The organism is Vibrio sp. NH-7, from assembly GCF_053643215.1.
The window spans coordinates 543,180-563,353 of sequence record NZ_CM132187.1; the positions used below are offsets into that span (position 1 = coordinate 543,180).

17 protein-coding genes are annotated in these 20,174 nt (G+C 45.6%); 11 read left to right on the top strand and 6 right to left on the bottom strand.

All coding sequences use genetic code 11. From position 1 onward, the window contains the following. The first annotated feature begins 239 nt into the window (after positions 1-239). Complete coding sequence (locus tag ACUALS_RS02720; RefSeq protein WP_005474315.1) at positions 240-1,085, top strand: magnesium transporter; 846 nt, start codon at positions 240-242, stop codon at positions 1,083-1,085. Here the strand turns inward: ACUALS_RS02720 and dacB are convergent. Both dacB and ACUALS_RS02730 read right to left on the bottom strand, forming a co-directional pair. Beyond that, on the bottom strand, positions 1,064-2,485 hold the full coding sequence (gene dacB, locus ACUALS_RS02725; protein WP_454448803.1) for a serine-type D-Ala-D-Ala carboxypeptidase: 1,422 nt from the start codon (positions 2,483-2,485) through the stop codon (positions 1,064-1,066). The genes ACUALS_RS02720 and dacB overlap by 22 nt on opposite strands. 102 nt (positions 2,486-2,587) lie before the next feature. Continuing rightward, the gene (locus tag ACUALS_RS02730) at positions 2,588-3,583 is read right to left on the bottom strand and encodes a porin (protein WP_454448804.1); all 996 of its coding nucleotides are present in this window, start codon (positions 3,581-3,583) and stop codon (positions 2,588-2,590) included. A gap of 537 nt (positions 3,584-4,120) precedes the next feature. On the opposite strand from ACUALS_RS02730, the gene greA reads away from it, so the two are divergent. Continuing rightward, the gene (greA, locus tag ACUALS_RS02735; protein ID WP_005474321.1) at positions 4,121-4,594 is read left to right on the top strand and encodes a transcription elongation factor GreA; all 474 of its coding nucleotides are present in this window, start codon (positions 4,121-4,123) and stop codon (positions 4,592-4,594) included. 70 nt (positions 4,595-4,664) lie between these two features. Here greA and yhbY read toward each other — a convergent pair whose 3' ends face one another. Then, positions 4,665-4,961, bottom strand: coding sequence for a ribosome assembly RNA-binding protein YhbY (gene yhbY / locus ACUALS_RS02740; protein ID WP_005474258.1), 297 nt, complete (start codon positions 4,959-4,961; stop codon positions 4,665-4,667). Positions 4,962-5,099: 138 nt separating this feature from the next. Here yhbY and rlmE point away from each other — a divergent pair, with 138 nt between their 5' ends. The 6 genes from rlmE (at position 5,100) to rimI (ending at position 11,049) form a co-directional block, all read left to right on the top strand. After that, the gene (rlmE, locus tag ACUALS_RS02745; RefSeq protein WP_005474337.1) at positions 5,100-5,729 is read left to right on the top strand and encodes a 23S rRNA (uridine(2552)-2'-O)-methyltransferase RlmE; all 630 of its coding nucleotides are present in this window, start codon (positions 5,100-5,102) and stop codon (positions 5,727-5,729) included. Positions 5,730-5,837: 108 nt separating this feature from the next. Continuing rightward, positions 5,838-7,805: an ATP-dependent zinc metalloprotease FtsH gene (gene ftsH, locus ACUALS_RS02750; protein ID WP_038137539.1), complete on the top strand. Its 1,968-nt coding sequence runs from the start codon at positions 5,838-5,840 to the stop codon at positions 7,803-7,805. 51 nt (positions 7,806-7,856) lie between these two features. Then, entirely contained in the window at positions 7,857-8,687 is an 831-nt protein-coding gene (folP, locus tag ACUALS_RS02755) for a dihydropteroate synthase (protein WP_005474256.1), read from the top strand. 30 nt (positions 8,688-8,717) lie between these two features. Beyond that, positions 8,718-10,058 (top strand): phosphoglucosamine mutase, encoded by a 1,341-nt coding sequence (gene glmM / locus ACUALS_RS02760; RefSeq protein WP_005474251.1) that lies wholly within the window; start codon positions 8,718-8,720, stop codon positions 10,056-10,058. 140 nt (positions 10,059-10,198) lie between these two features. Beyond that, positions 10,199-10,597, top strand: coding sequence for a DNA polymerase III subunit psi (locus ACUALS_RS02765; RefSeq protein WP_454448805.1), 399 nt, complete (start codon positions 10,199-10,201; stop codon positions 10,595-10,597). A 5-nt stretch (positions 10,598-10,602) separates the two neighbouring features. Next, the gene (gene rimI / locus ACUALS_RS02770; protein ID WP_454448806.1) at positions 10,603-11,049 is read left to right on the top strand and encodes a ribosomal protein S18-alanine N-acetyltransferase; all 447 of its coding nucleotides are present in this window, start codon (positions 10,603-10,605) and stop codon (positions 11,047-11,049) included. Between the two features lie 6 nt (positions 11,050-11,055). Here the strand turns inward: rimI and ACUALS_RS02775 are convergent, their stop codons facing one another. After that, entirely contained in the window at positions 11,056-13,107 is a 2,052-nt protein-coding gene (locus tag ACUALS_RS02775; RefSeq protein ID WP_454448807.1) for a putative bifunctional diguanylate cyclase/phosphodiesterase, read from the bottom strand. Between the two features lie 220 nt (positions 13,108-13,327). Here ACUALS_RS02775 and prfC point away from each other — a divergent pair, with 220 nt between their 5' ends. Next, on the top strand, positions 13,328-14,917 hold the full coding sequence (gene prfC / locus ACUALS_RS02780; protein WP_005474296.1) for a peptide chain release factor 3: 1,590 nt from the start codon (positions 13,328-13,330) through the stop codon (positions 14,915-14,917). Positions 14,918-15,224: 307 nt separating this feature from the next. On the opposite strand, the gene srmB is transcribed toward prfC, so the two are convergent. Together srmB and ACUALS_RS02790 are read right to left on the bottom strand one after the other, a co-directional pair. Next, a complete protein-coding gene (srmB, locus tag ACUALS_RS02785; RefSeq protein WP_038191261.1) occupies positions 15,225-16,457 on the bottom strand; it encodes an ATP-dependent RNA helicase SrmB in 1,233 nt (410 codons plus the stop codon). A 90-nt stretch (positions 16,458-16,547) separates the two neighbouring features. Beyond that, a complete protein-coding gene (locus tag ACUALS_RS02790; RefSeq protein WP_454448808.1) occupies positions 16,548-17,255 on the bottom strand; it encodes a tRNA1(Val) (adenine(37)-N6)-methyltransferase in 708 nt (235 codons plus the stop codon). A 316-nt stretch (positions 17,256-17,571) separates the two neighbouring features. On the opposite strand from ACUALS_RS02790, the gene brnQ reads away from it, so the two are divergent. Both brnQ and prfB read left to right on the top strand, forming a co-directional pair. Continuing rightward, on the top strand, positions 17,572-18,885 hold the full coding sequence (gene brnQ / locus ACUALS_RS02795; RefSeq protein ID WP_454448809.1) for a branched-chain amino acid transport system II carrier protein: 1,314 nt from the start codon (positions 17,572-17,574) through the stop codon (positions 18,883-18,885). A 162-nt stretch (positions 18,886-19,047) separates the two neighbouring features. Beyond that, positions 19,048-20,146 (top strand): peptide chain release factor 2 gene (gene prfB, locus ACUALS_RS02800; protein WP_126575070.1). Its coding sequence is split into 2 segments (ribosomal slippage): positions 19,048-19,122 and positions 19,124-20,146, totalling 1,098 coding nucleotides; the frame shifts between segments, so codons are not numbered across the junction. Positions 20,147-20,174: the final 28 nt, after the last annotated feature.

Below are 20,174 nucleotides of genomic sequence, written 5' to 3' on the forward strand. Positions count from 1 at the left end.
CCTAGTAGCAAGGGAGAAAAATAAACCACGCCGGTATTGTCGTTTCCGCCTCTACCTGTTTGGTAGAGCAATCCTCTTTTCTTTGATTCCTCATGTTTTTCTCCTCGAAAACTAGAAACTAAATACAGAACATATTTACCTTTCAATACGTTTAGGTTGCTTTTCGTGTCTAAACGTCACCGTTTGTTTACCATTCTGTATTTGATGGTCGTTACCTATTGCCAATCGGGAGATTCGCCATGACGGTAATGAGCAATACGTATATCGAAAACAACACACACTTTTCTCAAGAAGAGATTGGTGCGGCTCGTAATGCATTTTTGCAGTACGAACAAAATCAACAAGTGCATCTGCTAACCGTGATGCCAATAGAAGAGGCGGTGGCGATACTGCATCACTGCTCTGTTGGCTATGTTCAGCAATTACTATCTCTGTTGGAAAATGAAGGGCATGACAAGCGCGCTCGCCATTACGCTCATCAACTCGGGTTTATTCATTCAGAAGTTGAGACGGCTAACGGTTATTTGAGTACCTCTGTCGTAGAGCATGTGAAGCAACGAATTGGTTGGATCATCGCTCTAGCGCTGTTGGGGATTGTCTCAGGACTTATCATTGCTCAATATGAAGATACACTTAGTCAGCTTGTTTTATTGGCGATCTATATGCCCGTGATCGCCGCAGCTGGTGGTAACACTGGAACGCAAGCGGCAACCTTGGTGATTCGCGCGCTAGCGACGGGAGAGCTCAAGAAACGGCAGTGGGTCAAGGTTTTTTGGAAAGAGAGCCGAGTGGCGCTGTGCTTGGCGTTTGCCATCTCTTTGGTAATGGTTGGTCGCATTCTAATGTTTAGCGATGGATCCACTGCGGGAGGCTTTGAGCTCAACACCATTGCAATCGCGATTGCAGTCGCGCTGTTTATTCAAGTGACCATGTCGACAACGTTAGGAGGGCTATTACCTATCCTTGCGAGAGCGTTCAAACTGGACCCTGCGGTGCTTGTGAGTCCAGTGTTGGCGTCTATCGTCGATATTTCGGGTATGTGGATTTACTTCACCGTGGTGAACTATTTCTTGGGTATTGCCTGACTAAATGAGATCACATCCTTGTAAAACAAGGTCTCGAACTGAGTTATTGGAGCGACGGTAGGTTTACCCTCGCTCTTTTCTTTTGCTTGATGGTAATCCGTAATGAATTGGACAAATAGCGTCTTGGGCTCTCCACTGGCATCGGTACCAAAGCCTGCCATATTATAGCTACCATAGAGTGAGCCACTTTTACCGACAATCGCTCCTTTTACAGGACTTTTTCGCATACTTCGACGATATTTCAACGTTCCGCTTTCACCAGACTTAGGCAGCAATGCAATCAAATTGAGCTGCTCATCATTTTGCCAAATGTAGCGCAGTATTTTCGCCATGTCCTCGCTGCTAAAACGGTTATTGCGTGATAATCCCGAGCCGTCTGCGAGCGGAGTGTTAGATAAGTCGACTCCGGTATGAGCGAAGATGATCTGTTTGATCGCTTTCGTTCCGTTGGAAAAGCTCCCGGGCTGAATAAAGAACTGGCTGCCTATCGTTTTGGTTAGGTTGTCTGCAATCAAGTTGTCGGATCGTTTTAGCATCTCATCCAACATAGGGAGCAGCGACACTGAATGGTGTTCAGCGAGGATTTGGTTATCAAGTTTTGGCTTGCCAACACGAATATTACCCTCAATCTCGAGATTGAGCTGAGTGAGCAAGGTGTGAAGCATTCGCTGAGTATACAATTCAGGATTTTGTACCGCGAACTTAAGTGGTAGAGGTTTGCTCCGTTCGACCAAGCAGCCTTGTAATTGGTAGTGATTATCTGGCGATGAAATAAGACCTAAATCGCATTGGGTTGCCTCTTGCTCAGTTTTAGTGACGCTGATGGCAGAGGTTGAGGCATAAATAGGAAAATGCTCAGGTACGTAAACGCGAGTCTTTTGATTTGCCTCTGTGTAAATAGAGGCTTGAACGCAGTTTTCATCCAAGGTTATAGCACTCGCTGGCGCACTGTAGCAAACCCCCAGTATGTCCCAAGGCCAGCCCACAGCGCGGTCGTAACCAGTAAACGCACTATTGTCGAGCCACAGATCGCCTTCGATCTTTTTAAGTCCTTGCTGCTGAGCTGAGATCAATAGTTGTTTGAGATCGTCGGTGGTCAAGGTTGGATCGCCAGAAAACCGAATCACGATATCTTTATCCGCTTTACCTATTGTGGTCGTGAAGCGAAAGTTGTCGCCCAGCTCGAGTTTCGCCGCGAGCGCCGTGACGATTTTTAACGTGCTCGCAGGAGGAAAGTACTGAGTTTTGTTGTTTGTGGTCAATAGCACTTGTGGTTTGTCTAACCGCTCGACCAGTAAGCCTGCCCTATGTCCTTTCGGTAGTGACTCTAGTGGAGAGTAGGCTAGGCAGGAAAAAGTCGTACAGACGGAAAGTAGAGTGGTAATACACAAGGTTTTCATGATTCAGTTGTCGGCTATTGGATGGGCATGAGTCAGTATAACCAGTAAAAAAAACGCCCGCTATAGAGCGGGCGTCTTAGATTCATGACTGTTAGTCACAAATTAGAAGTCGTAACGTAGACCGATTGCTAGTTCGTCTTCTGCATCCATAGAAGATGCTGTACCGTTGCTACCAACTTTACCTAGCTTGTCGCCTTTGTCGATAAGGTTGAAGTTGTAAGATACATAGCCACGGAAGTTAGGCTTGAAGTAGTAAGTCGCGTCAATTGCAACGTTGTCAGCTGATGTTTCGCCATTAGTTTCAGCGTTGTTGTACGTAGTGCTGAACACAGTTTGGTTTAGCGTGTACGCAGCTGCGAATTCGTAACCAGTGTAGTCCGCGTCTTTCTTGTCTAGCTCACCGTTAGTGTATACCGTTGCAAGGTACAGATCTTGGATTGAGTAAGACGCTGCAAGCATGTATTCATTTTGGTCAGCTTGGTCTGCGTAACCTGCACCTAGATTTAGGCCAGTATCAGCAACAGCGTAGATAGCAGATAGAGAGTAACCATCCTCACCGTTGTCACCGTATGCACCTGGGTTAGATGTTGTACCCTCTGTGCGGTCAGCGAAGCGGTAGCTTGCTTTTAGGCTTAGGTCGTTGAATTGGCCTTTGTAAGAAATCATGTTGTCTACACGGTCAGCAGCAGCGATTTTGTGCGCTGCAGAGTTACCGTGGTAAGCCATGATATCTGTGAAATCTGTAATCACGCCCAGAGCACCGTCGTTTTTACCGTAAGTTACTTCACCAAATTTGCCGCCTAGACCTGCGTAGATGTATCGGTGATCGATATCATCTTCGTCTTTGTTGTCTGCAGTGGTGAATTCACCTTCGTAGAAACCAACGCCGTATAGACCGTCAGTGATTTGAGTTGTACCTAGGAAGTTTAGACGTACGCGAGAGTTGTCTTGCGCTTTACCGTCTTTTAGTGAAAGACGTGCTTCAGCACGGCCGCCCATTTCCAGAGTAGTGCCGTCTTGGTTGTAGATTTCTGCCGCGTTTGCGCCAGTAGCCACTGCTGCAGCTGAAACTGCAAGAGCAATCAGAGTTTTGTTCATCTTATAAGTCCTAATTTACTGTCCATAAATAGTTATATGCGAGCGATAACACAGTTTGCATGAGTTATCCTCTAATTATTGCTCCTGTGAATCAATACTCATATTCAAGATTCATGTTAGAAATCTGAAGAAAGTCTTCACTCGATGAGAGCAATCGGTGAGCAATGTTTTAACGTGTAAGTTCCCTGATGGGTTAGTAAAATGATATAAATTCGAATTATGAACACTGTTTTATTTGGTGTTAAAAAACATCAAGTTTATGATTTGTATGGTTTTTCATGCATGTTTGACATTGCTCTGACACGGCTGTTTTTTACGTTTTTTTAGTTGAATAAGGACGTTTTTACATTTCATTGAAGGTGCTGATTTAAAAATTATCAGTACCAATGTGAGCAACCTTTTGATGTGTGGGATTTATGGTGATTTAGTTGCCAAGTTTGTTTACACTAGAATAAATTGATTAGTTAACTCACTACCTAATCCCTGCGGTTAGGTAGTTTTGTTTTGTCCAAAGATAGCTTTGGAATGAGGTAAACAATGGAAAAAGTCCCTATGACGGTACGTGGCGAAAAGCAGCTACGTGAAGAACTCGACCGCCTATTAAAACTTCGCCCACAAATTTCTGAAGCAATTGCTGAAGCTCGTGAGCTAGGTGATCTGAAAGAAAACGCGGAATATCATGCTGCACGTGAAGAGCAAGGTATTTGTGAAGCTCAAATCCGTGATATTGAGTACAAGCTTTCAGTGGCGCAAGTTATCGACGTAACCAAAATGGATAATTCAGGTAAAGTTATCTTTGGTTCGACGGTGACATTGATTGACGTCGATACAGATGAAGAGAAGAGATACCAAATCGTTGGTGATGACGAAGCGGATATCAAATCAGGTCGAATCTCGGTAAGTTCGCCAATTGCGCGTGGTCTTATCGGTAAGATGGAAGGTGATGAGGTTGCAATCTCTACACCTGGTGGCGATCGCGACTTTGAGATCGACCGCGTAGAGTACATCTAAGCGTTAGCGTAAACACCAATACTAAAAAAGGTCGCATAGGCGACCTTTTTTGTTGCTAACGTAACTAGAGTTATTTACGTGGTAGCTCGATTTTGCGCTCATCCGTTTGACGGAAAAGAACTAGCGTTTTACCGATTACTTGTACTTTTTCCGCTTCAGTTTCGCGGATAATTGCATCGATAATCAGGTTTTTAGTCTCACGGTCTTCCGATGCGACTTTTACTTTGATTAGCTCGTGGTGGTTTAGAGCAATTTCAATTTCCGCTAGAACAGCTTCAGTGAGTCCGTTTGCGCCCATAAGCACGACAGGTTTTAGACTGTGCGCTAGGCCTTTTAGATGCTGCTTTTGTTTAGTGCTTAGGTTCATTTCGCGGCCAATTTTCTTTAAAATAAGGGTTGAAAAAAGCTATTTTAACGCCATCTATTGCTGAAGACTATAATTTATTGAGTAATAGGTTCAGCCTATTAAAACAATAGCTCCTATTTGTGCCTTATTGGGATTAAAATGAGTAAACAGAAACATTCAGCTAGCTCAGGCCGCTGGTTGAAAGAACACTTTGATGATAAATACGCGAATGAAGCTCGTAAAAAAGGCTACCGTTCTCGTGCTTATTTCAAGATGGAAGAGATCCAAACTAAAGACAAACTACTAAAACCTGGTATGACGGTTGTCGACTTAGGTGCTGCTCCCGGTGGTTGGTCTCAATATGCTGCTAAGATAATAGGAGACAGTGGTCAGATCATTGCCTGTGACTTACTTCCAATGGATCCGATTGCAGGAGTTAGTTTCCTTCAAGGTGACTTTCGTGACGATGCCGTCTTAGAAGCGCTGCTTGACCGAATCCAACCTTCAATGGTGGATGTGGTCATGTCAGATATGGCACCTAACATCGCGGGTAATAATTCGGTTGATCAGCCGAGAGCAATGTATTTGGTTGAATTGGCTCTAGATATGTGTCGACAAGTTCTAGCCCCTAATGGTAGCTTTGTTGTAAAGGTTTTCCAGGGGGAAGGCTTCGATCAGTTTGTGAAAGAAGTCCGAGACATGTTTAAAGTCGTAAAAATTAGAAAACCTGACTCTTCGCGAGCTCGCTCCCGAGAAGTCTTCGTTGTAGCCACTGGTTACAAAGGTTAACTATTTTGCCTTCTGGGAGGCAAGTTAACACTATAGCTACAGGTTATAAACTGTAGTACCCTACCTTTAATTACAATTAGTTATCGAGAGGCTTACACCTTGAGTGACATGGCAAAAAATTTAATTCTGTGGCTTGTTATCGCTGTCGTATTGATGTCGGTATTCCAGAGCTTTGGCCCTGGAGAGAGCAATGGCAGAGCGGTGGATTACACCACGTTTGTACAGGAAGTTGGCCAAGGCCAGATTCAGGAAGCAACTTTTAAAGACGGTGAGATTACTTTCACTCGTCGTGGCGGCGGCGCGCGTTATGTTACTTACATGCCAGTCTACGACCAGAAGCTCCTTGATGACCTAATTAACCAAAATGTAAAAGTACAAGGCACGCCTCCTGAAGAGCAAAGCTTGCTAGGTACTATCTTCATCTCTTGGTTCCCGATGATTTTGCTAATTGGTGTGTGGATTTTCTTCATGCGTCAAATGCAAGGTGGCGGCGGTAAAGGCGCTATGTCTTTCGGTAAGAGCAAAGCTCGTATGATGAGCGAAGAGCAAATCAAAACAACGTTTGCTGATGTTGCTGGCTGTGATGAAGCAAAAGAAGACGTAAAAGAGTTGGTGGACTACCTACGTGATCCAAGCCGCTTCCAAAAACTGGGCGGTAAGATCCCTACGGGTGTTCTGATGGTTGGTCCTCCTGGTACTGGTAAAACGCTACTTGCGAAAGCGATTGCCGGTGAAGCGAAAGTACCATTCTTTACTATCTCTGGTTCTGATTTTGTAGAAATGTTCGTTGGTGTCGGTGCATCCCGTGTACGTGACATGTTTGAACAAGCGAAGAAAGCAGCACCTTGTATTATCTTTATCGATGAAATCGATGCAGTAGGTCGTCAGCGTGGTGCTGGTGTTGGTGGTGGCCACGATGAGCGTGAGCAAACACTGAACCAAATGCTGGTAGAAATGGATGGCTTTGAAGGTAACGAAGGTATCATCGTTATCGCTGCGACTAACCGTCCAGACGTACTTGACCCAGCGCTTCTACGTCCTGGTCGCTTTGACCGTCAAGTGGTGGTTGGTCTACCAGATGTACGTGGTCGTGAGCAGATTCTTAAAGTACACATGCGTAAAGTGCCTCTAGCAGGTGACGTAGAGCCTTCTCTAATCGCACGTGGTACTCCAGGCTTCTCAGGTGCTGACCTTGCTAACCTAGTGAACGAAGCGGCACTATTTGCGGCTCGCGGTAACAAGCGCAACGTTTCTATGGTTGAGTTCGAGCTGGCGAAAGACAAGATCATGATGGGTGCAGAGCGCCGCTCTATGGTGATGTCTGAAGAGACTAAAGAGTCAACAGCGTACCACGAAGCAGGTCACGCAATTGTTGGTCGTCTAGTGCCAGAACACGATCCAGTGTACAAGGTATCTATCATTCCACGTGGCCGTGCGCTAGGTGTGACGATGTATCTTCCTGAGCAAGATCGTGTAAGCATGTCTCGTCAACACCTAGAGTCTATGGTTTCAAGCCTTTACGGTGGTCGTTTAGCTGAAGAGCTTATTTACGGTGCAGATAAAGTCTCGACTGGTGCTTCGAACGATATCGAACGTGCGACTGACATTGCTCGTAAGATGGTGACGCAATGGGGCTTCTCTGAAAAACTGGGTCCTCTGCTATACGCTGAAGAAGAAGGCGAAGTGTTCCTAGGCCGCAGCGTGACGCAGACTAAACATATGTCTGATGACACTGCGAAGCTTATCGATACTGAAATTCGTCAAATCATTGATCGCAACTACGCTCGTGCAAAACAGATCCTAGAAGACAACATGGATATCATGCACGCGATGAAAGACGCGTTGATGAAGTACGAGACGATTGATGCCGGTCAGATTGACGATCTAATGGCACGTAAATCTGAAATTCGCGAACCAGCGGGCTGGGGTGATAACCAAAACAACAAGCCGGAAGCGAAAGAAGAAAAAGTAGACGAAAAGCCTGAAGAGACAACCTCTGAAGCAAAAGCTGAAGAGCAACCAGCGTCTCAGGAAAGTTCTTCTACTGAAGCGACAGAGAAAAAAGACTCTGAGTAATTGAGTTTGATTAGATAAACCCCGAGGCAACTCGGGGTTTTTGTATTTATTATGATAATCACTGCAAATAACAAAGTCTTAGACTTATCCACTCCTCAAGTCATGGGGATACTTAACGTCACACCAGATTCCTTCTCGGATGGCGGAAAATACAACTCCTTAGACAATGCGCTCCAACAAGCTCAACGTATGATTGATGCCGGCGTCACTATTATTGATATTGGTGGTGAATCTACACGTCCTGGCGCGCCAGACGTTGAACTGACTGAAGAACTCAATCGTGTTATCCCGGTCATTAAAGCGATTCGAGAAAAGCATGATGTTTGGATTTCTGTCGATACGAGCAAAGCTGAAGTGATGCGCCAAGCCGCGCAAGCTGGAGCAGACATCATTAATGATGTTAGAGCATTGCAAGAGCCCGGAGCGCTGCACGTTGCGGCAGAAACGGGTTTACCAGTGTGTTTGATGCACATGCAAGGGCAACCAAGAACGATGCAAGCAAATCCGCATTATGATGATTTACTTATTGAAGTTGGCCAGTTTCTGGAGGAGCGAGTTGAGGCTTGTGAGGGCGTTGGGATCAAGCGTGAGCAGCTTATATTAGACCCCGGCTTTGGCTTTGGTAAAACGATAGAGCATAACTATCATATGCTGGCCCACTTAGAGCAGTTTCATCAGTTTGGTTTGCCGATTTTAGCGGGCATGTCCCGTAAATCTATGGTGTTCAAACTCTTGGATAAGACGCCAGCAGAGTGTGTTGCTGCGAGTGTCAGTTGCGCTACAATCGCAGCGATGAAAGGCGCGCAAATTATACGCGTGCATGATTTTGAGCAAACGCTTGATGCGATGAAAATAGTTTCAATGGTTAGGCAAAACCGTTAAACGCAAAAACGATTATAAAAAGGATTCATTATGTCTGACAAAAGACGTTATTTTGGTACAGATGGTGTTCGTGGCAAAGTTGGGCAATACCCAATTACACCGGATTTTGTACTAAAGCTTGGCTGGGCTGCTGGTCGCGTACTGGCAAAACAGGGAACAAAGAAAGTCATTATTGGTAAAGATACCCGTATTTCTGGCTATATGCTGGAATCTGCTCTCGAAGCTGGTCTTGCCGCTGCGGGACTAAAAGCAACGTTTACCGGTCCAATGCCAACGCCTGCTGTAGCTTACTTGACGCAAACTTTCCGTGCCGAAGCGGGCATTGTTATCTCTGCTTCACACAACCCATACTATGACAACGGCATTAAGTTCTTCTCATCTGAGGGCACTAAACTTCCTGATGATATTGAGCTGGCGATTGAAGCGGAACTGGACAAAGAGATCGAGTGTGTTGAATCGGCGGAACTCGGTAAAGCGACGCGCTTAAATGATGCAGCAGGTCGTTACATTGAGTTTTGTAAGAGTACTTTCCCATCTGAGCTTAGCCTTGCCAATCTTAAGATTGTTGTCGATTGTGCTCATGGTGCGACTTACCACATTGCGCCTAACGTATTTAAAGAACTTGGTGCAGAAGTGGTCGCAATGGGCGTAGAGCCTAACGGCACAAACATTAACCACGAAGTGGGTGCGACTGATGTGCGTGCACTGCAAAAACGCGTGGTTGAAGAGCAGGCACACCTTGGTCTTGCCTTTGATGGTGATGGTGATCGTATCATCATGGTTGACCATTTGGGCAACAAGATTGACGGTGACCAAATTGCTTACATCATCGCACGCGACGCGCTTCGCCGTGGTGAGCTAAAAGGTGGTGTCGTTGGTACGCTAATGACTAACCTTGGTATGGAAAATGGCCTTAAGCAACTTGGTATTCCTTTTGTTCGTGCGGCAGTAGGCGATCGCTACGTAATGGAACAACTGCTTGAAAAAGGCTGGAAGATCGGTGCTGAAAACTCGGGTCACGTGATCCTACTGGACAAAGTCACAACAGGTGATGCGATTGTTGCTGCGCTGCAAGTGATTGCTTCGGTTGTGGGGAGCGACATGACACTTCATGACCTATCACAAGGAATGAAACTATACCCTCAAGTGCTTGAAAATGTCCGTTTCTCTGGCGATTCTAACCCACTTGAAGCGGCTGCGGTGATTACTGCAACCAAAGAAGTGGAAGCAGAGCTTGGTGAAAAGGGACGCGTGCTACTGCGTAAGTCTGGTACTGAGCCGTTGATTCGAGTGATGGTTGAGGGTGAAGATGCAGAGCTAGTTCAATCGTCGGCACTTAAGATTGCAGAAGCAGTGAAAGCTAGCTTCTAAGCCTCTCTTTCCGAGCTCAAAGCGCTACCATCGAGTGGCGCTTTTGTTTTTCTGGAATGCTGAAAGTCACACTGAAATGGTTGATTCTGTCCGCTTGATTTGTGGTAGCATGGGCGCGTTTTAAATGGTGGTGGGTCGGTATGACGCAACAAGAGCAACAGTTTTTACATGAGATGGGTATTCAGAGTTATGAGATCGCGCACCCTGAACGATTACTTGGCTACTCGACTCCGAAGTGGGTATTGCCCGAGTCATGCCAACTATTGCTAGTCTCTCCTCAGTTACCTCAAGGGGCGACAGCTGTGATGTTTGAGCGCGTTTTAAAAAGCATCAACTTGTCACTTGAGCAGGCATTGCACATCTATCCAGAGCAACTTGGCTTACTTAGCCAACATTCTTTAGAGTGGGTGTGGTTTGCAGGCTGCGATAAGAATAAGGAAGTGACAGCCAAAACGCTAACCTCTCCGTTGCTTGAAGAGATCGATGGTAATACCCAACACCGCCGCTCGTTGTGGCAGCAAATTTGTACCTACCAATAAACATTATGACTTTACATTGTATTCCACTCGCGCCTGAACACTTAGGCGATGTCTATCGTATCGAATGCTTGGCTCACACTCACCCTTGGTCGGAAACTTTAATCCGCGATATTGATAGTCGAGGTGCTTGCCATCACGTGATGTTCGATGGCGATAAACTTGTTGGCTATTTTTACGCACAGAATATTGTTGGAGAAGTGACGCTACTCAATATTGCTGTCGATCCCATTTTGCAAGGGAAAGGGTACGGCAAAGCGCTTATTGAGCATCTAATCTCGATATGCCAAGAAGGTGGTGCTGAGAGTATTTGGCTTGAAGTTCGAGAAAGCAACGCGCGCGCCTTTAGCCTATATGAAGCTGTCGGATTTAACGAGGTAGATAGAAGACTCAACTACTATCCAACAGACAAAGGAAAAGAAGATGCACTCATTATGAGTTACATCTTCTTTTAAGATGGGCTATTTCTGGATCGCTTTAATGGGCGAACCGTCTTCAATCGCGTAGTAATTTCTCGTAAAGCGCTCCGTGAGCTCACTCGCTGGTAGAGGCTTGTCGAATAAGTAACCTTGGAACTGATCGCAGCCTAACTCTTTGAGGGTATTGAGTTCATTGCAGTCCTCTACGCCCTCGGCAATGACCTCTAAGTTAAGTCGTTTCGCGGTCATGATGATGGTATCAACAATGGCTTGGTCACTTTCATCGAGGTGCAGTTGGGTGACAAACGAGCGGTCGATCTTCAACACATCGACAGCCAGATGTTTGAGGTATTTAAGCGAAGAGTAGCCTGTACCGAAGTCATCAATCGATGTCTTCAAATTGTACTCTTTTAACTTCACCATCTTTTGGATGGCACTTTCTACATTTTCTAGCAGTAGATTTTCTGTAATTTCCAGCTCGATTTGATCGCCACTGATGTTGGCTTGTGTCAAAGCGTCATGGATGTGTTCGACAAACGAGTCCTGAGAGAACTGCAAAGGACTAATGTTGATGGCTAAACGGCGGAAGGTCTCCGGCAGTACGCCGTCTTTTTGCCAAGTGGCATATTGATAACACGCCTTCTCGATAATCCAATTACCGATCTGAAGAATCTGTCCTGTCTCCTCTGCGATGGGCATAAATACCCCGGGTGGCAACAACCCTTTTTCTGGGTGGTTCCAGCGAATGAGCGCTTCTACGCCAATGATTTGATGCTCACTGTTTACTTGAGGCTGGTAGTAAAGTTCAAGGTGACCTTTGTTCAGTGCTTCGTGTAGCCCTTTTTCTATTTCAAGGAAGGACTCAACTTGAGCCTGCATTTCAGGTTCATAGAAGGTGTATTTATTGCGACCGCTCACCTTGGCTCTGTATAGCGCAGTATCCGCTTGGCGCAATACATCAATGTTGGTGTTACCCACAGAAGGGAACAGTGCAATGCCGACGCTCATGGAGCAATAGAGCTGGTGATCGTCAATGGAATAGGGGTTCGATATCAAAGCTAAAAGTTGCTGCGCCAGTTCATGCGCTTTTTCAGCATTTGTGTTGGGTAACAAGATCGCGAACTCATCACCACCAATGCGCGCGGCGGTGTAATCGTCTTTTAACCACGCCTCAATCCTCATCGAAATTGCTTTTAGTAAGTGATCGCCAATGGTGTGGCCGAGCGAGTCATTAATGGTTTTGAAGCGATCCAAGTCGAGGTAGAAGAGTGCACCAGTTTCACTTCTAACGTTGGAGTCATCAATTGCTTTTCCCAATAACTGGAGTAGCAAACTGCGATTGGCGAGCCCAGTTAATGAATCGTAGTAGGCAAGCTGGTTCAACTTAACTTCAGCGGCTTCTCTGTCTTTCCAAAGGCTGTGAAAGGTTTTTGCAAGATGGCCAAGTTCGTCATCTCGATACAGCGTCGGTGGTGGAATGTCGCTTTTGTTGTTCTGCAGTGAACGCACCCAGTCGATAAGCGTGACCAAAGGCTTAGACAGTTTTTGATAGAAAAAGAACAGCAAAATAGACGTAAGAAGTATGTTCCTGAATAAATCAAACAGTAAAATTTTACTGGTTTTGGAAATAAACTCTTTGGCGATATTGGCGCCGTTGACTGAAAAGGCCAGCGTGCCCACCACGACATGTGAATTGGGCTGGTGTAACTCTGTGGTGTAGACTGGCGTTGTCGGCGTCAAGTAGTTGGAGAGGGCTTCTGTAAAGCCTCCTTGCAGGGATACGCTATTTTCCTTCCGCGTTAGAACATCACCGAAATCATCAATGATCTCCACTCGATAGATTGCATTATCCATCATTAAACTGGACGCGACTTGTTCTGCAAGTAATTGATTTAAATGATACGCAGCTTGGCTAGCATTGGAGTAGTTTTGCAACAGCTTGAACTGATAGTGTTCTTCGATGCGCTTTTGCTCCTGATGAAGATCCACCAAAATATGATATAAGCTGAAACAGATTCCTAGCAGCACAGAAACTAGAAAGACGGTTTTGGCTTGTCTGAAGGCTAATGAATTTATCTTTTGGCTTTTCGGCATAGTCGTATCAAGTTCCCTCTACTCCTTTAGTTATAGCCTATATTTATTGATATTTTAATTTGTCCCTTCAATGACTCTGTTATTGAGCCATTTTCGTCCTTGAAGTTGCCCCTCAAGAGAATATGAGAGAGAATACCGCGCAAAATTGAATCTAACGGCCGCAACAGTCAGAGTAACTGATTTTTAGGCTTCTGGTAACCAGACAAAAGAAGATCTTTTGATGTCAAATACAGCTTTTCTTGGTGAAGTTTCTAAGCGCAGAACGTTCGCCATTATCTCGCACCCAGATGCGGGTAAAACCACCATTACTGAAAAAGTACTACTTTTCGGACGCGCTATTCAAACTGCTGGTACGGTAAAAGGTCGTGGCTCTGCTCAACACGCTAAGTCAGACTGGATGGAAATGGAAAAAGAGCGTGGTATTTCGGTAACGACGTCGGTCATGCAGTTTCCATACAATGATTGTCTGGTCAATCTACTTGATACTCCTGGACACGAAGACTTTTCGGAAGATACCTACCGTACTCTGACGGCCGTTGACTCTTGCCTGATGGTGATTGACGCGGCGAAAGGTGTCGAGGATCGTACCCGCAAGCTAATGGAAGTAACACGTCTGCGTGACACGCCAATAGTCACCTTCATGAACAAATTGGACCGTGATGTACGTGACCCAATGGAAGTGCTTGATGAAGTTGAAAGCGAATTGGGTATGATGTGTGCCCCGATCTCTTGGCCAATTGGTTGTGGTAAAGAGTTCAAGGGTGTCTACCATATCCACCGTGATGAAACGATCCTGTATGAATCTGGTCATGGTCATGAAATTCAAGAAGTACGCACAATTAAAGGGTTGGATAACCCAGAACTTGATGAAGCAGTAGGCGCTGATCTTGCTGAGAGTGTTCGTGAGGAACTTGAGCTGGTAATGGGTGCATGTCCTGAATTTGATTTGGAGCTGTTCCTGAAAGGTGAGTTGACCCCGGTTTACTTCGGTACGGCACTAGGTAACTTCGGTGTTGACCACATGCTAGACGGTCTAACCAAGTGGGCTCCTGCACCTCAAACACGTGAAGCGAATGAACGCTCAGTTGAAGCGACTGAAGAAAACTTCTCAGGATTCGTGTTTAAGATCCAAGCTAACATGGATCCGAAGCACCGCGACCGCATTGCTTTCATGCGCATTGTGTCGGGTACTTATAAGCAAGGCATGAAGATGAACCATGTGCGTATCGGTAAGCAAATCAACATTTCAGATGCGGTTACCTTTATGGCAGGCGATCGTTCGCGAGCTGAAAATGCGTATGCTGGTGACATCATTGGTCTTCACAACCACGGTACAATCCAAATCGGTGATACCTTCACTCAAGGTGAATCTCTGAAATTCTCAGGTATTCCTAACTTTGCACCTGAATTGTTCCGTCGTATTCGCTTGCGTGACCCACTGAAGCAGAAACAATTGCTTAAAGGCCTAGTTCAGCTTTCTGAAGAGGGCGCTGTACAGGTGTTCCGTCCACTACAAAACAATGATTTGATTGTTGGTGCTGTGGGTGTGCTGCAGTTTGATGTGGTTGTTGCGCGCCTTAAAGCCGAATACAACGTAGAAGCCATCTACGAGAGTGTTAACGTCGCAACGGCTCGTTGGGTTGAGTGCTCTGATGGTAAAAAACTGGATGAGTTCCAGCGTAAGAATCAAACCAACCTAGCATTGGATGGTGGTGATAACCTAACGTACATCGCCCCAACGATGGTAAATCTAAATCTGGCAAAAGAGCGTTTTCCAGAAGTGGAGTTCCGCGCGACTCGCGAACATTAATCTTCGTCGTATTTGGGGTGATAACTGCGTTAACTTCGCAAATTCACCCCAATCACATAGTGGACTATGCTCATGGGGCTGAATTTGCTTGTTGCCTTGTTCTAACCCCAACTACTTAGAATCATATTGAAAATCTAAGCTTAAAAGATACCGCTTTAGCAAGGCGGTATTTTTTGTGTGTCATTCCATGGAGCGACGAAGGATTGAGCAAGGAATCTTTCAACGCGCTCTGTAAACCAATTGTTCTGCGCATAAAAAAGGATTGATGCTTTCACATCAACCCTTGCAGTATTATTGAATCAAGACGTTACTTTTTCTTCTTAGCGACTTTCTTCTTACCTTTCGCGGCTGTTTTCTTTTTGTCGTCTTTTTTCTTCTTCTTAAATACAGGTTTTTTATGTTTAGGGCGCATCTCTTTGATGAAACGCTCTTTGATGTCTTCTTTTACGTAGCGAGCAACGCGATCTAGCATTGGTTGGTCGTGCGCTTCAACAAGAGATACCGCATTACCTTTCTTCCCTGCGCGAGCAGTACGACCAATACGGTGTAGGTACACATCCGCACTGCGTGGCATGTCATAGTTAATGACATGGCTTACATCAGGAAGATCGATACCACGAGCCGCAACGTCGGTTGCCAGAAGTACATTCACCGTACCGTCTCGAAAACGCGCGATGGCATTGTTACGACGATCTTGTGGCATTTCACCTTGAATCCATGCACAAGGGATTTGCGCTTTTTCGAGTTCAGTACGCAGCTCGCCAAGACGCTCACGAGTTTTTAAGAACACGATTGAACGCTCAGCTTGATCCGTGATGATCTTCTTCAGCAGTTCAAGTTTGTGGTTCATATCGTCAGCACGATGGTACCACTGGGCGATTTTTTTGCGCTCACGACGAGATGGTTCCGCATCAATATCTGCTGGATCTTTAAGTAGATCTGCAGTGAAGCCTTCAACGCCTTTACCTTCCAGTGTTGCCGAGAACAATAGTGTTTGTTTACGCCAACGACACTCGTTAGACAAACGATCCACTGTTGGGCCAAAGCCCATATCTAGCATGCGATCCGCTTCATCAAGGACCAGCCATTCAATCGCACGACAGTCGAAGCGCTCTGCGTTGATGTACTCCATCAAGCGTCCTGGTGTTGCTACTACGATATCTTGGGTTTTACCTAAGATGTCCGCGTGCTCTTGGTACTGAACACCGCCGGTAATGGTGAAGATATTCAGCTTAGTATGCTTAGCCAGTGCGCGAGCTTGGTCTGCGACCTGCATTGCTAACTCACGTGTCGGAGTCAGGATCAGAATACGAGCAGGCCCCGGTTTACGACGAGGAAAGTCTTGTAAATATTGCAGCGCAGGCAAAACAAAAGCGGCTGTTTTCCCCGTACCAGTCGGGGCTGAAGCCAAGATATCTCGGCCATCTAACGCTTGCGGAATGGCTTCAGCCTGAATTTGTGTTGGGCGGTCATAACCCATTTCTTCAATGGCGAGGAGTAGGTTAGGGTCTAGCTCCAATTCAGCGAAATTTCTGATCACTATAAGGTCTCCACAAGCGAGTTGATGTGAGCATTAAATTTAAGGGGTCGTATTATAGAGTGTTCGGTGACAAGGATCACACCTTATTTTCTACATCTTTAGATAAAACGCCTTTGTTAGTTGGATAAACGCGTCACTGTAGCCATCTGTGGTACGAATCGTGAGTTCGGATGTTTCACTACCTATGGGCTCTTTTCCTATTTGAATCAAAAGCCTACTTACTGCTTTCATTTCTGTGGTTTTGACTCGGCACAAGCGCTGCACATGCCAACCTTGAGCGATGGCAAGTGAGATAAAGGCCTCTCCTTCAGTGGCAGGGAGGACAAAACTGGCTTTGCCTTGAGCTGTGAGTCGTTCCCAACAGCGAGTAAGTAACGAAGAGTGATTGAGTGTGTCGGTGTGGCGAGCGATTGCTCGGCTAGTGTCTTGTGCCTTTTCTCCGCTATTGAAGTAAGGCGGGTTGCAAATGATGGCATCAAAGCGATGGCTAAACTCTGCGTTTAGTATGTCACCTTGATGAAGCGTGAGTCTGTCCTGCCAAGGGGAGTTGGAAAAATTACTTATCGCTGCATTACATGCGTTCTGGTCGATATCAATCGCATCGATGGTTAGAGTGGGTTTTCTCTGCGCGCACATTAATGCCAGTAACCCTGTTCCTGTACCTATATCGAGTAAGAAATCTACTTGGCTAAGGTTAGCCCAGGCGCCAAGCAAAACGCCATCGGTACTGACTGGCATGCCAGAGAGGCCGCCGGTGATTTTGAACTGCTTAAACTCAAAGCTTTTTGTCTTTTTCATGAAGTTTTATGTTTGTCGGTATTGGTATTGTTTTTGAGTTATTTGAACTGTTGTTAATGGTTTGTTTGGTTTTTTGTTCTATTTGTGTGCCGATTGTTTTTGAAAATGATTGGTTAATCTTGCTGCGTTAGTTTTTTAATATAGTGATATGTGCTGCAAATTTGCTGTTTTTATAAATTTATATGGTGTTTTTGGCCTTTCGGTTGCGGATAGATGAGTATTTCGTCATTATGCGCGCCTTAATTTATCGATTGAAAGGCATATTCGACCTTTCAACAAACACAACATCATATTAATAGAAATGTAAGGGTTAGCTGTGAAGCAGACTTTAAAAATATCAGACATTATTGCGGTTGGCTTTATGCTTTTCGCATTCTTTTTAGGTGCAGGTAACATCATCTTTCCACCACTCGCCGGTCAATTAGCTGGTGAAAACTTAATTCCAGCCATGACTGGTTTCCTTTTGACAGCAGTAGGTCTACCTCTTATTACCATCGTTGCTATCGCTGTCGCTGGTGGCTCTTGGGATCACCTGACAAAAGATTTACCGAAGCGCGCTGCGATGACCATCGCTGTACTGATCTTCATTATCATCGGCCCTGCATTTGCAGCACCTCGTACTGGTCTAGTAGCCTATGAAATGGCGATTAAGCCGTTTTTTGCTGACGCAGCTCAGCTACACTTAACGATTTTCTCAATCTTGTTCTTTGTGGTAGCGATGTCTTTCGCATGGTCTCAAGGTAAATTGATTGACGTTATCGGTAAGGTATTAACGCCAGTCCTTTTCATCGGTTTGATTATTCTTGCTGCAGCTGTATTTATCGATCCGCAAGGTGAGATGATTGCCGCGCAAGGTGAATACCTAACGCACCCACTGCAAAAAGGTTTCCTTGAAGGTTACAACACCATGGATACCTTCGCGTCTTTGATGTTTGGTGGTCTTATCGTTGATGCCCTTCGTAAAAAAGGCATCCAAGATCAAAGTGCGACCGCCAAATATCTGATCAGCGCAGCACTTGTTGCAGCTGCGGGCTTGGCATTTGTTTACGTTTCACTGTTCTACCTTGGTGCGACCAGTGCAGCTGTTGCCGTAGGTGCTGATAACGGTGGTGCCATTCTTAGCATGTATGTGCAGTCTCTGTTTGGTCCATATGGCCAAATTGTACTGTCAGTGATTGTGCTTCTTGCGTGTTTAACAACGGCGATCGGTATCATTTCTGCGTGTTCTGACTACTTCAGCTCGATCACTCCAATTGCTTACAAAGCGTGGGTTGTCATTATTGGTGTTGCGTGTGCCACGGTGGCAAATGTTGGTTTGTCGCAGCTTATTTCACTTTCCGTGCCAGTTCTGTTCGCTCTTTACCCTGTCGCGATTGCACTGGTTGCATTGACGTTTATTCGCCAAAAGCTACCAAACCCGAAAGTGGCGTACCGTGTGGTTATTCTTGTCTCTTTGATGTTCGCGCTTATTGATGCGGCAAAAGTAGCGGGTGTTGATGTTTCTGCACTAAGCATGCTGCCTCTCTTTGAGGTGGGCATGGGGTGGCTAATGCCGACTGTTGCTGCGATGGTTTGCATGTTGTTCATCGGTAAATCTGAGCAAGTCGAATTAGCGGAAGAAACCGCATAATCACGCAATAAATTTGAATCAAAGATCCCCTGTTACGTAAGGCGTAGCGGGGGATTTTTTATTGCATCGGATTTTTATTCGCTGATAAAAAATTCCTGTATCTTCGTCACACTTTTGAGTACAATTCTTCGGTTAAATTCTATTCATAAATGTTGAGCAAACATGTTTGAAATCAATCCTATTAAAAACCGCCTAAAGGACGTGTCTGAGCGCACCAATGTCCTGAGGGGGTATCTTTGACTATGACGCTAAGCAAGAGCGTCTAGAAGAAGTCAACGCAGAATTAGAACAGCCGGATGTGTGGAACGAACCAGAGCGAGCACAAGCTTTGGGTAAAGAGCGTTCTGCACTCGAAGCGGTTGTTGAAACCATTGATCAACTTGAGCAAGGTGTTGAAGACGTTGATGGTCTTTTAGAGCTTGCCGTTGAAGAAGAAGATCAAGAAACGTTTGACGAAATCGAACCGGAACTGGCAGAGCTAGAAGCGAAGCTAGAGAAGCTTGAATTCCGCCGTATGTTCTCAGGCGACCATGACGCATCAGACTGCTACATCGATTTGCAGTCAGGTTCAGGTGGTACTGAAGCGCAAGACTGGACTTCAATGATGCTACGTATGTACCTTCGTTGGGCTGAAGCGAAAGGTTTCAAGACCGAGGTTATCGAAGTATCAGAAGGTGAAGTGGCAGGCCTTAAAGGTGCAACGGTTAAGATTTCTGGCGAATACGCTTACGGTTGGTTACGCACTGAGACTGGTGTTCACCGTCTAGTTCGTAAATCGCCATTTGACTCGAGCGGTCGTCGCCATACTTCGTTTGCTTCTGCGTTTATCTACCCAGAGATTGATGACAACATCGACATCGACATTAACCCTTCTGACCTACGCATTGACGTATACCGTGCATCAGGTGCGGGTGGTCAGCACGTTAACACCACGGAATCGGCGGTACGTATTACTCACGTACCAACAAATACTGTGGTTCAATGTCAGAATGACCGTTCTCAGCATAAGAACAAAGACCAAGCGATGAAGCAGCTTCGCGCAAAACTGTTTGAATTAGAGATTCAAAAGCAGAATGCAGAGAAGCAAGCCAATGAAGATGCAAAATCTGACATCGGTTGGGGTAGCCAAATCCGCTCTTACGTACTTGATGACTCGCGCATCAAAGATCTACGTACAGGCGTTGAAAACCGCAATACTCAAGCGGTACTGGATGGCGATCTAGACAAATTTATTGAAGCTAGCCTGAAATCAGGCCTGTAAGCTTTTCACCGACACTTAAGAAACAGGA

Bases quoted from the DNA above. Each gene is read 5' to 3' on its own strand.
- ACUALS_RS02720 (WP_005474315.1), top strand. From the start codon at position 240: ATGACGGTAATGAGCAATACGTATATCGAAAACAACACACACTTTTCT.
- dacB (WP_454448803.1), bottom strand. From the start codon at position 2,485: ATGAAAACCTTGTGTATTACCACTCTACTTTCCGTCTGTACGACTTTT.
- ACUALS_RS02730 (WP_454448804.1), bottom strand. From the start codon at position 3,583: ATGAACAAAACTCTGATTGCTCTTGCAGTTTCAGCTGCAGCAGTGGCT.
- greA (WP_005474321.1), top strand. From the start codon at position 4,121: ATGGAAAAAGTCCCTATGACGGTACGTGGCGAAAAGCAGCTACGTGAA.
- yhbY (WP_005474258.1), bottom strand. From the start codon at position 4,961: ATGAACCTAAGCACTAAACAAAAGCAGCATCTAAAAGGCCTAGCGCAC.
- rlmE (WP_005474337.1), top strand. From the start codon at position 5,100: ATGAGTAAACAGAAACATTCAGCTAGCTCAGGCCGCTGGTTGAAAGAA.
- ftsH (WP_038137539.1), top strand. From the start codon at position 5,838: ATGGCAAAAAATTTAATTCTGTGGCTTGTTATCGCTGTCGTATTGATG.
- folP (WP_005474256.1), top strand. From the start codon at position 7,857: ATGATAATCACTGCAAATAACAAAGTCTTAGACTTATCCACTCCTCAA.
- glmM (WP_005474251.1), top strand. From the start codon at position 8,718: ATGTCTGACAAAAGACGTTATTTTGGTACAGATGGTGTTCGTGGCAAA.
- ACUALS_RS02765 (WP_454448805.1), top strand. From the start codon at position 10,199: ATGACGCAACAAGAGCAACAGTTTTTACATGAGATGGGTATTCAGAGT.
- rimI (WP_454448806.1), top strand. From the start codon at position 10,603: ATGACTTTACATTGTATTCCACTCGCGCCTGAACACTTAGGCGATGTC.
- ACUALS_RS02775 (WP_454448807.1), bottom strand. From the start codon at position 13,107: ATGCCGAAAAGCCAAAAGATAAATTCATTAGCCTTCAGACAAGCCAAA.
- prfC (WP_005474296.1), top strand. From the start codon at position 13,328: ATGTCAAATACAGCTTTTCTTGGTGAAGTTTCTAAGCGCAGAACGTTC.
- ACUALS_RS02790 (WP_454448808.1), bottom strand. From the start codon at position 17,255: ATGAAAAAGACAAAAAGCTTTGAGTTTAAGCAGTTCAAAATCACCGGC.